At 56.7% G+C, this 13,845-nt stretch carries 15 protein-coding genes; 9 read left to right on the top strand and 6 right to left on the bottom strand.

The features are described 5' to 3' along the window. The first annotated feature begins 2 nt into the window (after positions 1-2). Entirely contained in the window at positions 3-461 is a 459-nt protein-coding gene (locus ACR0L3_RS07540) for a DNA polymerase III subunit chi (protein ID WP_480744970.1), read from the top strand. A 37-nt stretch (positions 462-498) separates the two neighbouring features. Next, entirely contained in the window at positions 499-1,545 is a 1,047-nt protein-coding gene (locus tag ACR0L3_RS07535; RefSeq protein ID WP_480744968.1) for an aldo/keto reductase, read from the top strand. 64 nt (positions 1,546-1,609) lie between these two features. On the opposite strand, the gene ACR0L3_RS07530 is transcribed toward ACR0L3_RS07535, so the two are convergent. Further along, entirely contained in the window at positions 1,610-2,596 is a 987-nt protein-coding gene (locus ACR0L3_RS07530; RefSeq protein ID WP_480744966.1) for a GlxA family transcriptional regulator, read from the bottom strand. A gap of 131 nt (positions 2,597-2,727) precedes the next feature. Between ACR0L3_RS07530 and bcoG the strand changes: the two genes are divergently transcribed. From bcoG to ACR0L3_RS07510, 4 genes are read left to right on the top strand one after another with little or no spacing between them, the layout of a single operon-like run. Next, positions 2,728-3,645 (top strand): 3-dehydrocarnitine:acetyl-CoA trimethylamine transferase BcoG, encoded by a 918-nt coding sequence (bcoG, locus tag ACR0L3_RS07525; protein ID WP_480744964.1) that lies wholly within the window; start codon positions 2,728-2,730, stop codon positions 3,643-3,645. Then, complete coding sequence (locus ACR0L3_RS07520; protein WP_480744962.1) at positions 3,642-4,190, top strand: lipocalin family protein; 549 nt, start codon at positions 3,642-3,644, stop codon at positions 4,188-4,190. Before bcoG ends, ACR0L3_RS07520 begins: the two co-directional genes overlap by 4 nt. Before the next feature lie 40 nt (positions 4,191-4,230). Further along, positions 4,231-5,697 (top strand): carnitine 3-dehydrogenase, encoded by a 1,467-nt coding sequence (locus ACR0L3_RS07515; RefSeq protein ID WP_480744960.1) that lies wholly within the window; start codon positions 4,231-4,233, stop codon positions 5,695-5,697. Next, positions 5,694-6,452, top strand: a complete 759-nt coding sequence (locus tag ACR0L3_RS07510) for an SDR family oxidoreductase (RefSeq protein ID WP_480744959.1) — start codon at positions 5,694-5,696, stop codon at positions 6,450-6,452. Before ACR0L3_RS07515 ends, ACR0L3_RS07510 begins: the two co-directional genes overlap by 4 nt. 6 nt (positions 6,453-6,458) lie before the next feature. Here the strand turns inward: ACR0L3_RS07510 and ACR0L3_RS07505 are convergent, their stop codons facing one another. Together ACR0L3_RS07505 and ACR0L3_RS07500 are read right to left on the bottom strand one after the other, a co-directional pair. Continuing rightward, positions 6,459-6,641 (bottom strand): hypothetical protein, encoded by a 183-nt coding sequence (locus ACR0L3_RS07505; protein WP_480744957.1) that lies wholly within the window; start codon positions 6,639-6,641, stop codon positions 6,459-6,461. A gap of 82 nt (positions 6,642-6,723) precedes the next feature. Continuing rightward, on the bottom strand, positions 6,724-7,590 hold the full coding sequence (locus ACR0L3_RS07500; RefSeq protein ID WP_480744955.1) for a helix-turn-helix domain-containing protein: 867 nt from the start codon (positions 7,588-7,590) through the stop codon (positions 6,724-6,726). 107 nt (positions 7,591-7,697) lie between these two features. On the opposite strand from ACR0L3_RS07500, the gene ACR0L3_RS07495 reads away from it, so the two are divergent. Genes ACR0L3_RS07495 through ACR0L3_RS07485 form a run of 3 tightly spaced genes read left to right on the top strand, consistent with a single transcriptional unit; the run spans position 7,698 to position 9,702 of the window. Continuing rightward, positions 7,698-7,901, top strand: coding sequence for a DUF2061 domain-containing protein (locus ACR0L3_RS07495; protein ID WP_480744954.1), 204 nt, complete (start codon positions 7,698-7,700; stop codon positions 7,899-7,901). Beyond that, positions 7,894-8,778, top strand: a complete 885-nt coding sequence (locus tag ACR0L3_RS07490; RefSeq protein WP_480744952.1) for a fatty acid desaturase — start codon at positions 7,894-7,896, stop codon at positions 8,776-8,778. Before ACR0L3_RS07495 ends, ACR0L3_RS07490 begins: the two co-directional genes overlap by 8 nt. A 21-nt stretch (positions 8,779-8,799) precedes the next feature. Beyond that, on the top strand, positions 8,800-9,702 hold the full coding sequence (locus tag ACR0L3_RS07485) for an EamA family transporter (protein WP_480744951.1): 903 nt from the start codon (positions 8,800-8,802) through the stop codon (positions 9,700-9,702). Here ACR0L3_RS07485 and ACR0L3_RS07480 read toward each other — a convergent pair. From ACR0L3_RS07480 to ACR0L3_RS07470, 3 genes are all read right to left on the bottom strand, one after another. Beyond that, on the bottom strand, positions 9,699-11,057 hold the full coding sequence (locus ACR0L3_RS07480) for a DEAD/DEAH box helicase (protein WP_480744949.1): 1,359 nt from the start codon (positions 11,055-11,057) through the stop codon (positions 9,699-9,701). The genes ACR0L3_RS07485 and ACR0L3_RS07480 overlap by 4 nt on opposite strands. Positions 11,058-11,243: 186 nt before the next feature. Next, positions 11,244-12,185: a glycosyltransferase family 2 protein gene (locus ACR0L3_RS07475; protein ID WP_480744948.1), complete on the bottom strand. Its 942-nt coding sequence runs from the start codon at positions 12,183-12,185 to the stop codon at positions 11,244-11,246. A 9-nt stretch (positions 12,186-12,194) separates the two neighbouring features. After that, entirely contained in the window at positions 12,195-13,799 is a 1,605-nt protein-coding gene (locus ACR0L3_RS07470; protein ID WP_480744946.1) for a peptide chain release factor 3, read from the bottom strand. Positions 13,800-13,845: the final 46 nt, after the last annotated feature.

Raw genomic sequence — 13,845 nt, 5'->3', positions numbered from 1 at the left:
TGATGGGCGCTGTCTATTTCTACCACTTAACTCGCCAACCTTTGGAGCACACCTTGCCAGTGCTGCTGGACAAAGCGCGGCAGGCGGGGTGGAAGATTGCCGTGCGGGGCACCGATCCCGCACGCATGGACTGGCTGGATGAAAAACTTTGGTTGGGACCGGAAGAGGGGTTCCTGCCACACGGTCGCGCTGGTGGGGCGCATGACGCAGCCCAGCCTATATTGCTGACGACCGGGCCTGAGGCCGCCAACGATCCTGCCTGCGTGATGGCGGTGGATGGCGCGCAAGTGGACCCGGACGAGGTAACTGCGCTTGAGCGGGTTTGCATCTTGTTCGATGGCAACGACGATCAGGCCGTCCAACACGCGCGGGGGCAATGGAAATCCCTAACCGGCGCGGGTTGTTCGGCACAATATTGGTCCGAAGAGTCGGGTCGGTGGGAAAAAAAGGCCGAGGCATAAGTCGCTGGCTTGAAAGAAATTCTTAGGAGAGTGATAGATGGAAATGAAGCCTTTGGGTCGCACAGGCATTATGGTGTCGGACCTTTGTCTAGGTACTATGACCTTTGGTACGCAGACATCTGAGACCGACGCGCATACCCAAATAGATATGGCGCTGGAGGGCGGTATCAATTTCGTCGATGCGGCTGAAATGTACCCGGTGAACCCAATTTCAAAAGAAACCGTGGGGCGCACCGAAGAGATTTTGGGCAACTGGAACGCGGCCAATCCTGCGAAGCGCGGGGACTATATTCTGGCGACCAAGCATTCTGGGGCTGGGTTCGCACACGCACGTGACGGTGCACCGATCTCTGCGCAAACTATACCCGTGGCGATTGAAGGATCGTTGCGGCGGCTGCAGACTAACTGCATCGATCTGTACCAATTTCACTGGCCGAACCGTGGCAGTTACATGTTTCGGCAAAACTGGAACTACGCGCCCTCGGGCCATAATACCAACGAAGTTTTGGACAACATGCAGGAGTGTCTGGAAGCCTTGCAGGCACAGGTGGACAAGGGCAATATCCGCGCTTTTGGTCTGTCGAATGAAAGTGCTTGGGGTACGGGCCAATGGGTTCGAATTGCCGAGCAGATGGGCGCACCGCGCGTCGCTTCGGTGCAGAATGAATACTCGCTGCTGTGCCGTCATTTCGATACCGATATGGCCGAGTTGAGCGTGCATGAGGATGTGGGCCTGTTGGCGTTTTCACCTTTGGGAGCTGGATTTCTGACTGGAAAGTATCAGGGTGGAGCAGTTCCGGCAGGTTCGCGTATGTCGTTGGTCGCAGAAATGGGAGGGCGGGTAGGCCCGCGTGTATTCCAAGCTATCGAGGCATACCTTGAGATTGCTGAGCGACACGAGCTGGACCCGGTGCATATGGCGCTGGCTTGGTGCAGAACTCGCCCATTCATGATGTCAGCCATTTTTGGCGCAACTTCCGTGTCGCAGTTGAGGCATATTCTGAACGGTAAAGATTTGCGGCTATCGGACGAAGTTGTGGCCGAAATCGGCCAAGCCCATCGCGCGCATCCAATGCCGTTTTAGGGGCTCTGCCCGCGTCATACGTTGCGCGCGCGGGCACCGTAGAAACCCGATGAAAAGGGGTTGATCAGTGATGCGTCGGGTGGGTGCGTTCCTGCCTCAGATCGCGCGCCGACAATCCGTGGGCTGTGCGAAAGGCGCGGGCGAAGCTGGATTGAGAGGCAAAGCCCGTCGCCAACGCTACGTCCATCAGGGACATATCGGTGTCTGTGACCAGGCGACGTGCCTCGGCCAGGCGCAGTTGCAGGTAGTGATCCTGCGGTGTGGTGTTCAAGCGCAGGCGGAACTGTTGTTGGAGCGTGCGAGGACTGGTGCCGAGGGTTTCGGCGATAGTGACCAGCGGCAGAGGATCGTCCAACGAGGACTCCATCAGAGTGTTGGCCTTTGCCGTCAGGGCGGTGTGGCGATGCGGTGCCCCAGTGCGGCTTTGCGGTTTTGTCGGCTCGGGCGCACCTTCGTACAGGAATAGGCCCGAAACACGCGCAGCAAAGCCAGCGCCGTGCCGGGCGGCAATGATATGCAGCATCATCTCGACCGCTGGGATCGCACCGCCCGATGTCAGGCGGTTCTCGGACACAGTGAATCGGTCGGGGCGTACGTCGACCTCAGGGAAGCGGGCGGCGAAGTTATCTAGGTCTTCCCAGTGCGTTGTCGCGGCGTGACCGTCCAGAAGACCGGCTTCAGCCAGCAACCAAGGACCGCCGTCGATGCCTGCCATGGTTGCGCCATTACCAGCGATACGGCGCAGGCCAGCCAAAAGGCTCGGGGTGGCATGGCGGGCCAGTTGGAACCCGGCCACGACGATCATCAAGTCGCAGCCTTGCAACCTGGCCAAAGGGATGCCGGGAACCTTCAGTGCGCTGGTCAGCATCGCCGGCTCTGCCGTGGCGGTCACGTAGTCCCAATCGAATGCCGGGCGGTCCGCCAGCCGGTTGGCCGCGCGCATCGGATCAACCGCCGATGCAAAGCTGAGCGTGTTGCATTCGTCCAGCACCAGCACCGCGGTTTTCAGGGCGCGATGTTCCGGTTGGAGTATGTTTTTTGCGGATTTCATCAAGTTCGATTCGCATTCTGGCAAGTATTTCCTCAAGGCTGCGTCAGAGTCGCGCGTAACGCAAATCGGAATCCGGGGAGAAGCCTGGGGAAAACTCACGGCAAAACCGGGTATAACTTGGGGAAAACACGATGCCTCTGGAAATGAACCGCGAAGTCTTCATCACCTGTGCTGTTACTGGCTCGGGCGGGACACAGGATCGCAGCCCGCGTGTGCCGCGCTCGCCGCAGCAAATCGCAGAAAGCGCGATTGCCGCAGCCAAGGCCGGGGCAGCGGTCGTCCACTGCCACGTGCGCGACCCTGAAACCGGCGCGCCCAGCCGTCGGTTGGACCTTTACCGCGAGGTGACCGAACGTATTCGCGAGGCCGAGGTCGACGTGGTTTTGAACCTGACTGCCGGGATGGGCGGGGACATGGTGTTTGGCCCGACGGAAGCGCCTCTGCCATTGCGCGAAGATGGAACCGATATGATCGGTGCCGCGGCGCGGGTCGAGCATGTGGCGGAGTGTTTGCCAGAGATTTGTACTTTGGACTGCGGCACCATGAACTTTGCCGAGGCCGACTACGTCATGACGAACACACCGGGCATGTTGCAGGCGATGGGGCGAATGATGACGCATCTTGGTGTAAAGCCCGAGATCGAAGCGTTTGACACGGGTCACCTGTGGTACGCCAAGCAACTGGTTAAGGACGGTGTGTTGGATAGCCCGGCACTGGTTCAGCTTTGCATGGGCGTACCGTGGGGCGCACCGGACGATTTGAACACCTTCATGGCGATGGTGAACAACGTACCCGATGACTGGACGTTCAGCGCGTTTGCATTGGGTCGAAACCAGATGGCTTATGTTGGGGCGTCCGTGCTGGCGGGTGGCAATGTGCGTGTCGGGTTGGAAGACAACCTGTGGCTGGACAAAGGTGTTTTAGCTGAGAACTGGCAACTGGTGGAACGCGCCGGAACCATTATCGAAAACATGGGTGCCCGGGTGATTGGTCCCCAAGAGGTACGCGAGAAGCTGGGACTGGTGAAAAGAGCACCTGTAGCGGCATGATACGCGGTGGCCTTATAGCGCTCATCTTCTTGGCTTTGGCAGGGCCTGTGGCCGCCAAAGTTTACCGCGATCGAAACGTCATTATGACAACGGTGCAAGATCTGAATATCCAGCGGTATCTGGGTTTATGGTATGAAATTGCCCGTTTTCCCAACCGTTTCGAGAAAGGCTGTGTCGGGGTTACCGCGGAATACGGATTGTTGGATGACGGGCAGATTTCCGTCACCAACACCTGTCGTGAAGAAACACTGGATGGCCCGATCCGCCAAGCCGAAGGAAAAGCTAGGGTCGAGGGCCCAGGACAGCTCTCGGTGACTTTCGTGCAGTGGCTTCCGTTCGCGCGAGGAGACTATTGGGTTCTAGGTCTTCGACCGGACTATTCGGTTGCTGTAGTTGGCGCGCCGAAAGGCTCAACCGGTTGGATATTGGCAAGAACACCTGAAATTTCCGAGGCCGATCAGAATTGGGCTGAAACCGTTCTTCTGAAAAACGGTTATGACACGGGCCAATTGACCTATGTCGCCCAAAAAGAAAACGCAAAGTAATACCCTATTCGGAAACGTGCAGGGTGCAGGAGTAATCAAAATGAAAAAGATCGCTGCAATCATCGGCGGTGGCGTAATCGGTGGCGGCTGGGCTGCGCGGTTTTTGTTGAACGGTTGGGACGTTCGGGTTTTCGATCCTGACCCAGAAGCCGAGCGCAAGATTGGCGAGGTTTTGGATAATGCGCGGCGGTCGCTGCCGGGGCTTAGTGATGTCCCATTACCTGCTGAGGGCGCTTTATCGTTCCACGATGACATGGCCGAAGCGGTGACGGGTGCCGTCTGGATACAAGAGAGTGTGCCGGAACGGCTAGACTTGAAGCTCAAGGTTTACAACAGTTTGCAAGAGGTTTGTGATCCGACGGCGATCATCGGCTCTTCGACCAGCGGGTTCAAGCCGTCCGAACTGCAAGAAGGCGCGCTGCGCCCCGAACAGATTGTGGTGACGCATCCGTTCAACCCGGTTTACCTGTTGCCGCTGATCGAACTGGTGCCGACGGAAAAGAACTCGCCTGAGATGGTGGAACGGGCGAAAGCACTTCTAAAGTCGGTCGGTTTTTTCCCTCTGCACGTCAAAAAGGAAATCGACGCACACATTGCAGACCGGTTTCTGGAAGCCGTCTGGCGCGAGGCTCTTTGGCTGGTCAAAGACGGTATCGCCACCACAGAAGAAATCGACGAAGCAATTCGCATGGGGTTCGGCATCCGCTGGGCTCAGATGGGACTTTTTGAAACCTACCGCGTGGCCGGAGGTGAGGCTGGTATGCGGCATTTCATGGCGCAGTTTGGGCCTGCTCTGAAATGGCCGTGGACCAAGCTGATGGATGTGCCAGACTTCACCGACGAGCTGGTTGACATGATCGCAGATCAATCCGATGCGCAGTCGGGGATGCATTCGATCCGCGAGTTGGAGCGGATTCGCGACAACAACCTTGTGGGTATGATGCGCGCGCTGAAGGCGCAGAATTACGGTGCAGGGGCCGTTTTGAACCAACATGACGCGATGTTGAAACCCGGCGCGCTACCGACGTTGGATCAGGCAGACTTCAGCCAGCCGATCCTGACCTTGGCCCGAGCGGTGCCGTTGGATTGGACCGACTACAACGGTCACATGAACGAAGCACGGTATCTGGAAGCCTTCGCCGCTGCGACCGACAGGTTCATGGAGGTTATTGGCTGCGACGCGGACTACATTTCGTCCGGTGGTAGCTACTTCACTGCTGAAAACCATATCCGCTACATCGATGAGGTCCACGCGGGTTCCAAGATAGAGGTGCGCACGCAAATGCTATTGGGTCAGGGCAAGAAATTGCACCTCTTCCACAGCATGTATGAGGGCGACAAGCTGTTGGCCACAGGCGAAAGCTTTCTTTTGCATGTCAGCCTGGAAACGCGCCGTCCCAGTGCGCCGTCCCCAGACATCGAAGCCGCAATGGCACGCATCGCCGAGGCGCAAGCCGCGTTACCTTATCCTGAAGGGGCGGGTGCTGCGATCCGCAAGCCTGCATGACAAGGCGTGTTCTGATCACGGCGGGCGCTTCCGGCGTGGGCCGCGCTATGGCCGAGGCGTTTGATGCTGCCGAATTTAGCGTGTGCATCACCGATATTGATGAAGCAGCACTGGAGTCTGCACCGGATCATTGGTCGCGCCATTGGGCTGACGTGTCCAGCGAATCCGATATGAGTGCCGTCTTTCAGGCCATCAGGGCCGAGGGTGGACTGGACGTATTATGCGCCAATGCCGGGGTTGCCGGCCCGACGGACGCCATTGAGGATGTCGAACTGGCAGAATGGCGTTCGTGCGTCTCTATCAATCTGGATGGCGCATTTCTGGCAGCAAAACACGCAGCGCCAATGATGAAAGCAGCGCAATCCGGTAGTATAATCCTGACATCTTCGACCGCCGGCCAGTATGGTTACCCATACCGCGCACCTTATGCGTCGGCGAAGTGGGCGGTTATCGGGTTGATGAAGACACTGGCAATGGAACTGGGCCCGCATGGTATTCGCGCCAACGCGATCTGTCCTGGCGCGGTGGAAGGTCCAAGGATGGAAGGCGTGCTGGCGCGTGAAGCCGCAGCCAAAGGCATGAGCCGTGATCAGGTTTATGCAGGCTATGCCTCGGGAACTTCTATGGGTCGATTTGTTGAAGGCCACGATATCGCCAACATGGCCGTGTTCCTCGCCTCGGATGCGGCGCGGTTGGTGTCGGGTCAGGTGATAGCCGTGGATGGCCATACGGTGAACCCCGACCCGAAGATTTAGACTGTTTTAGCCCTGATTTGGCCCACGAATCTGGCGGATGGTTTGGCGAACCGCCTGCCAGTTCTTCGCTTCCTTTACGTTCCCGGCGGCTTCAGATTCGCGCATTTTCAGCGCTGCTTCAGCCTCGGCCTGATCACCGTGAGCGGTATAAAGAGCCCGTGCATATTGAGCGGTTTGTAGTGCGTCCATTCCTGTTGTCCTCCGTCAATGATCGGAATACCCGAAGTTTCGCGCCGAACGACGATAACACAAGAAAGCCTGCAGTGAATACTTAGTTGCCAGAAATTGTTGCGCGGAGCCGCTTTAGGCGCTCGGGAAAGTCGCGGGCGGTCACGTCGGCTTCGCGAACAAGGCGATCAAAATGCCGGGTAAAAGTCTCGATCCGGTCACGGTCGCGGAAAGCCATGTAGTGGCTGCCTGCATAGAATACGCACAGCAGTGGACCAAAAATAGTGACCGGAGCTGAATAGAGCCGTTTGGCATCAAAGAGATAAATACGGAGACGGGGATAAAGTTGATCGCAAATTTCCAGCAGGTGGTCGATCTGTTCTAGTCTGATTTTGGGGCATAGTCCTTCATAATACCCGGTGGCATGGGCAAAGCTGTCAAATTCATACAGCGGCATAGCAATTTCATAGTCAGATTGCGCACTTCGCATCCAAGTTAACCTGTCCGCCGACGCTCCAATAGCTTGATCCGCCGTACGGCCCAAGTGCGGCGCGTATTCCCACTCCAATACCGTTCTGGTCTTTAACATGTCAGGCAAAGTGGCTGGAACATAACGGATTTTATAGCCTGCGGCTTCTTGGTGCCATTCGAAGATACGCTCATCCACAAGCGCCCTAGGCGCTTCAGTCATCGTCAGAGAACTTGCAAGCAACTCAGCAGCGCTTTCTGGTCGATCTGAAAGGCTTAGCAACCAGTCAGCCGACACCCCGAGGGCCGAGGCGCAGCTGCCAACGACATGAGCGTTCGGTAGACGGGCACCTTCGTCGGTTAAAAGCTGCGACACCGTCGATCGGTCGACGCCAATATGTCGAGCTAGCGCACTCTGGCTGACGTGCCGCTCTTCCATTGCGCGGGCGAGGCGGAGGCGGAACTGCGCTGCGCGGTCTCGTTTGTCGATTTTATCCTGCATGTGTTTATAAATATCACATTTGATGAGTTTTGTTAATCATATTCAGAATTTTAAACGAATGCCGAGGCCCGTAATTTTAAAGACATAACAATAATATGGGTGACGGAATGGAAACACGACGAAGGTCTGTCGTGAAAGCGGTCCTGTGGAACGGTATGGGCCTGCTTGTGATGACGCTGGTTGGGCTGATCGCCACTGGGTCAGCAGCTATTGGTGGGACACTGGCAATTGTGAATACGGCCATCGGACTGACGATGTACGTTGTTTACGAGCGTATCTGGGCCGGGATTTCATGGGGTCGCAATGTCTAGGCGCAGGAAGCCCGAGTGGGGTACCTTCGCACTGATATTGGTTTGTTATGCCGCTTGGCTTGCCGTGATATTCTTGCTGCCGCTTTGGTTGGCGATCCCGGCAATGGCGCTTGTGGCGGCCTTACATTCCTCTCTTACGCATGAGGCGCTGCACGGGCACCCGTTTCGGGCGCGGTGGCTGAATGAAACGCTTATGGCACTGCCTCTTACACTGTTCATTCCATACCAAAGGTTCCGTGACTTACACTTGGATCACCATCGCGACGAGACACTAACCGACCCCTATGATGACCCTGAGTCGAACTATTTGGACCCGAAGGTCTGGGGCACGCTACGCTCATGGCAGAGAAGATTACTATCCGCGAATAACACGCTGTTCGGACGGATTGTGTTGGGTCCGGCAATCGGGCAGTTCATGTTTATACGCGACGAGCTGCGCGGTGCATTGCGCGGCGACAGGAAAATCCTGTTGGCCTGGGCACTTCATTTGCCAGGTGTGGCGGTAGTTCTGTGGCTGGTCATGCAATCTGCAATGCCGATATGGGCTTATGTGCTTTCTGCCTATCTGGGTCTTGGATTGGTCAAAATCCGAACTTTCCTGGAACACCGTGCTCACGAAAGTGCCCCGGCGCGTACAGTGATTATTGAGGATCGCGGCCTGTTGGCTTTTCTATTTTTAAACAATAATTTGCACGTTGTTCATCACATGAACCCCGGCGCGCCTTGGTACCGGTTGCCCGCCCTCTACCGTGCTGGCAAAGATCAGTATCTTTCCAGCAACGAGGCATATGTTTATCGCTCTTACAGCGATGTCTTCAGGCAGTATTTGTGGCGAGCGAAAGATCCTGTTGCGCATCCTCTCTGGCCAAAGCGTTGATTTAGCGACAAAAAGGAGCCCATGAGTTTATGGATTCCTGTAACTATCGCCGCCGCTTCGTTTCAAACGGTGCGGTTCATGCTGCAAAAGTCGCTCAGCACTGTAAAACTGAGTGCGGCAGGCGCGACTTTTGCCCGATTTGCTTATTCGATGCCGCTGGCTTTGCTGGGCTTGGTTCTGGCGTTGCAGGTGAGCGATCTCAGCGTGCCACCGTTGAGCGGTTTGTTTTGGCTGTACGCGATAGTTGGCGGGACGACTCAGATTTTGGCGACGATCTGCGTCGTTGCATTGTTTAAGCAGCGAAACTTTGCAGTCGGTATCACCTTTAAGAAAACCGAGGTTATTCAGACTGCCATTGTCGGCTTTCTGGTGCTGGGCGATAAGGTTTCAATCGGAGCGTTGGGTGCCATTCTTCTGGGGCTGCTTGCCGTCCTGTTGCTTTCGAAATCACCCGAAAGCGACGGGGCTTGGTGGAAACACCTGACCAATCGGGCGTCGCGACTTGGGCTGGGCTCTGGCGTTCTATTCGCGTTTTCGGCCGTAAGCTATCGCGGTGCGTCCCTAGAGCTGGGTGACGTCGACGCATGGTTTCGCGCGCTGGTGACATTGGCTGTGGTCGTGACGTTCCAGTTTCTTAGCATGGGGCTTTGGTTACTGTGGCGCGACCGGGCTGAGCTGCGCGCCGTTTGGAGCACGCGCAGCACCAGTGTGTTTGTAGGATTGACCAGCCTGGGCGGTTCGTTCTGCTGGTTCTTTGCATTTACTTTGCAGAATGCAGCATACGTGAAAGCCTTGGGGCAGATTGAATTGCTGCTAAGCTTGTGCGCTTCGATCTTGTTTTTCCGAGAAACCATCACCCGGCGCGAGATCGCCGGGATGACGTTGCTTGGGCTGTCGATATTGGCGCTGGTACTGGCGATTTAGCCGGCGCGACGCTCGTCAAAGCTAAGGGCGATAAAGCTGGGCAGGTGGTCGCCCATTCCAACAACGGCTTGGCCTGAATCGTTGCGATGACCACGGCCTTTGGACTCTTTGTCCTTTTTGCGGTCGGCTTTTTTGCCGTCACTCTTTTTCTCGTCCGACGGCTTGGCTTTCTTCTCGCGCTTGGGTGCGTCTTCTTTGGGCTCTTCCTTGACTGGATTGTCCAGTCGGGGAATTTCCTTCTGTATCAGCTTCTCGATCGCATCCAACGCTTTTTCATCGCGGCCCGAGCAGATCGTGACGGCCTTGCCTTCGCGTCCGGCACGACCGGTTCGTCCAATGCGGTGGACGTAATCCTCGGCATGGCCGGGAACGTCGAAGTTGAAAACATGGCTGACAGACGGGATGTCCAAGCCGCGCGCGGCCACGTCCGACGCCACCAACAAACGAAGCGATCCATCGCGGAAGCCATCCAGTGTCTTCATCCGCTGAGACTGATCCAGATCGCCATGAATGGCGGCAGCGTTGTAGCCATATTTCTTTAGCGATTTCGTGCAGATATCCACATCTGTTTTACGGTTGCAGAAAATGATCGCGTTGGTGCACTTGTCGCCTTCGGCGTCAATCAGTGCGCGCAGAACCTTGCGCTTAGCGCTGGCTTCGCGGTCGCGGCGACCACCCTTAAACATGACCACACCCTGTTCAATAGTCTCGGAGGCCGTCGCCTGACGGGCGACCTCAATCCGTGCAGGGGCGGACAAGAAGGTGTCGGTGATACGCTCGATCTCCGACGCCATCGTGGCCGAGAAGAACAGGGTCTGGCGGGTGAAGGGCGTCAGCGAGAAGATGCGTTCGATATCGGGTATAAAACCCATATCCAACATCCGGTCGGCCTCATCCACCACCATGATCTGAACGCCCGTCAGAAGCAGCTTGCCGCGTTCGAAATGGTCCAGCAGGCGTCCCGGCGTGGCGATCAGAACATCCACGCCACGGTCGATCAGCGCTTCTTGTTCCTTGAAACTGACACCGCCAATCAACAGCGCTTTGGTCAGTTTTAGGTGCTTGCTGTAGGTGTCGAAATTCTCGGCCACTTGCGCGGCCAATTCGCGCGTCGGGCACAGCACCAGCGACCTTGGCATGCGTGCGCGTGCGCGCCCACGGGCCAGCAGCGTGATCATCGGCAGGGTAAAGCTGGCGGTCTTACCTGTGCCGGTCTGAGCAATCCCCAACACATCGCGACCTTCCAAAGCAGGCGGAATGGCGCCTTCCTGGATTGGGGTTGGGGTTTCGTATCCAGCTTCCTCAATGGCTTTGAGGACCTTCGGGTTCAGGTTCAGTTCGTTAAACTTTGTCATGTATGTCCGGTTCATGCGGACACTAGACCTGGCCCGCGCGTCAGAGGTTTACCGGGCCCGGATGGCCATACGCAGCATTGCGCATTTTCGGCTTGGACGGGGACATAACAAAAACGTTGGTCAGGGTCAAATGAACTCCCTTTAACGAATTGACGTAGCCTAAGGATGCAGGTTTTTCGCAACAATTCAGTCACTTCCCGGAAAATGTTTCCTCAGTTTTCCGTCCAGACCCAATGGTCGATGCCGGATCAAACCTCGCTGTTCCAGGCGTGTGAATACGTCAGGGTTTGCGCCGCTGATCTCATCAAAGAATGCGCGCAGACCTTCCATTCCCGTTTCGGCTTCGATCCAGGTGAGCAATTCGTTCATATTCATCCCGCCACGATCCCGCGGAACATTGGGGGACATTCCGGGTTGATACGAGCCATGTTCGAGCCGGAAATGGTAATGCGTCAACCAATGATCCCAGTCAGAGGCATGTCGGTGGCACAGGTCGAAATCTGCAAGTTCGACCTTGCACTGAACGAATTCACCGTCCTGAAACAGGGTATGAATACGGAAACTAACGTTGGACAGACCAGTGCGGACGAACAATTTACCCTGTACATGGCTGAAAAAACCAGCCTGCACGAATGCCCCATAGTTCGGATAGAGCGATTGAACGATGGCGTCACGGTTGGAAGCCGAAGGGATATAAGCCTTGTACAGATCATCGGTACCGGCAATCGCTTCGATTGGACGAACACGTGCACTTGGGATGTCGTCGGAAACCTCGGCCAGTATTTGGGCTATGGAACGGTCCGGCCAAAGAAACTCATCCACATCAATGTGGGCGAGCCAGTCCTCGCTGGCCTTGCGGTAGGCAAAGGTGGCGTTTGCAGTTTGACGGGTTTGGTGCTTTTCCGGTTTTGCGCGCTTGCGGTTGGCCCAGAACCGATCATCGCAAATGCGAACCGAGATTTTTGGATGTTGGTTCAGCGCGTTGAACGCCGATGGGTTGGGCTCGTCCAGAAAGATGTACATCCGGTCGACCCCAAGATCGAGGTGATAGGCCACAAATCGCAGAATGTCCGGGGCAGATCCCCGGACGGTTGAGACGATGCCCCAGGTCGGAGCTTTAGTTGCCATATGCTCCGATCACGTCATCATTTCCTTGGTCGCTGTCAAGGTCAGTTCAGGGTAGTCACGCACGACCCGGTCAATATCCCATTGCAGGCGCGTTAGGTAGACGATGTCGCCGTCATGGTCATGTGCGATGTGCTGCTTGTTGGCGTTGACGAATTTGTCGACCTCGGCCTTGTCACCGCTGACCCAACGGGCCGAGGTGAACTGAGACGCCTCAAATCGCACGGGCAGGCCGTATTCCATCTCAATCCGGCTGGCGAGCACTTCGAATTGCAGCGCGCCGACCACGCCCACGATAAAGCCCGACCCGATTGAGGGTTTGAACACCTTGGCCGCGCCTTCTTCAGCAAACTGCATAAGCGCTTTTTCCAGATGCTTGGCTTTCATAGGATCGCCCGCGCGGACACCTTGCAGCAGTTCCGGCGCGAACGAAGGGATGCCAGTCACACGTAGCGCTTCGCCCTCGGTCAGGGTATCGCCGATGCGCAGTTGGCCGTGGTTGGGGATGCCGATGATGTCGCCGGCCCAGGCCTCTTCAGCCAGTTCACGGTCAGATGCGAGGAATAAAACCGGGTTTGAAATCGCCATCGGCTTTTTCGACCGGACATGGGTCAGCTTCATGCCACGTTTGAAATGGCCCGAGGCCATGCGGACAAACGCCACCCGGTCGCGGTGCTTGGGGTCCATGTTCGCCTGCACCTTGAAGACAAACCCGGCGACCTTTTTCTCGTCAGGTGCGATCTGACGCGGTTCAGCGGATTGAACCTGCGGTTGCGGACCATAGTCGCCGATGCCTTCCATCAGCTCTTTCACGCCGAACGAGTTGATCGCCGAGCCGAACCAAATCGGGGTCATATGCCCCTCAAGCACCGCCTGCGGGTCGAGCGCCGGCAGCAGTTCGCGCGCCATCTCAACCTCTTCCAGCAGCTTGTCCAGAAGATGTTCAGGCACGTGTTCGGCCAGTTTGGGGTCGTCCAGCCCGTCGATCTTGATGCTTTCCGCAACTTTGTTGCGGTCGGCGCGGTCCATAAGCTCCAGCCGGTCGCGTAGCATGTCATAACAGCCGATGAAATCGCGGCCCACACCAATCGGCCACGCAGCGGGCGTAACGTCGATGGCCAACATTTCCTGAATTTCGTCGATGATTTCGAACGTATCGCGGCTTTCGCGGTCCATCTTGTTACAGAAGGTCAGGATCGGCAGATCGCGCAGGCGGCACACCTCGAACAGTTTCTGCGTCTGGCTTTCAACACCTTTTGCGCCATCGATCACCATGACGGCGGCGTCCACAGCAGTCAGCGTGCGATATGTATCTTCCGAAAAATCGCTGTGACCGGGCGTATCCACCAGATTGAAACGGAAATCGCGGTAGTCGAACGACATGGCCGAGGCTGAAACAGAAATGCCCCGATCTTTCTCCATCTGCATAAAGTCCGATCGTGTGCGCCGTGCCTCACCCTTGGCACGTACCTGACCGGCCATCTGAATCGCGCCACCGTACAGCAGGAACTTTTCAGTCAGCGTCGTCTTGCCCGCATCCGGGTGCGAGATGATGGCGAATGTCCGGCGCCGCGCGATCTCGGGCGGCAGGGTGGGTTGGTTCGAGGTATCAAGCATGACGCGCGTATAGGCGGGGAATCTTGCCGAAGCAAGGCAAAGGGGG

Source organism: Ruegeria sp. CK1 (assembly GCF_056536545.1).
This window is presented reverse-complemented; position numbering and strand designations above follow the sequence as displayed.

Coding starts and splice junctions, on each gene's coding strand:
- ACR0L3_RS07510 (WP_480744959.1), top strand. CDS start 5,694: ATGACAAGGCGTGTTCTGATCACGGCGGGCGCTTCCGGCGTGGGCCGC.
- ACR0L3_RS07520 (WP_480744962.1), top strand. CDS start 3,642: ATGATACGCGGTGGCCTTATAGCGCTCATCTTCTTGGCTTTGGCAGGG.
- ACR0L3_RS07495 (WP_480744954.1), top strand. CDS start 7,698: ATGGAAACACGACGAAGGTCTGTCGTGAAAGCGGTCCTGTGGAACGGT.
- ACR0L3_RS07535 (WP_480744968.1), top strand. CDS start 499: ATGGAAATGAAGCCTTTGGGTCGCACAGGCATTATGGTGTCGGACCTT.
- ACR0L3_RS07470 (WP_480744946.1), bottom strand. CDS start 13,799: ATGCTTGATACCTCGAACCAACCCACCCTGCCGCCCGAGATCGCGCGG.
- ACR0L3_RS07490 (WP_480744952.1), top strand. CDS start 7,894: ATGTCTAGGCGCAGGAAGCCCGAGTGGGGTACCTTCGCACTGATATTG.
- bcoG (WP_480744964.1), top strand. CDS start 2,728: ATGCCTCTGGAAATGAACCGCGAAGTCTTCATCACCTGTGCTGTTACT.
- ACR0L3_RS07485 (WP_480744951.1), top strand. CDS start 8,800: ATGAGTTTATGGATTCCTGTAACTATCGCCGCCGCTTCGTTTCAAACG.
- ACR0L3_RS07475 (WP_480744948.1), bottom strand. CDS start 12,185: ATGGCAACTAAAGCTCCGACCTGGGGCATCGTCTCAACCGTCCGGGGA.
- ACR0L3_RS07500 (WP_480744955.1), bottom strand. CDS start 7,590: ATGCAGGATAAAATCGACAAACGAGACCGCGCAGCGCAGTTCCGCCTC.
- ACR0L3_RS07505 (WP_480744957.1), bottom strand. CDS start 6,641: ATGGACGCACTACAAACCGCTCAATATGCACGGGCTCTTTATACCGCT.
- ACR0L3_RS07530 (WP_480744966.1), bottom strand. CDS start 2,596: ATGAAATCCGCAAAAAACATACTCCAACCGGAACATCGCGCCCTGAAA.
- ACR0L3_RS07515 (WP_480744960.1), top strand. CDS start 4,231: ATGAAAAAGATCGCTGCAATCATCGGCGGTGGCGTAATCGGTGGCGGC.
- ACR0L3_RS07540 (WP_480744970.1), top strand. CDS start 3: ATGGGCGCTGTCTATTTCTACCACTTAACTCGCCAACCTTTGGAGCAC.
- ACR0L3_RS07480 (WP_480744949.1), bottom strand. CDS start 11,057: ATGACAAAGTTTAACGAACTGAACCTGAACCCGAAGGTCCTCAAAGCC.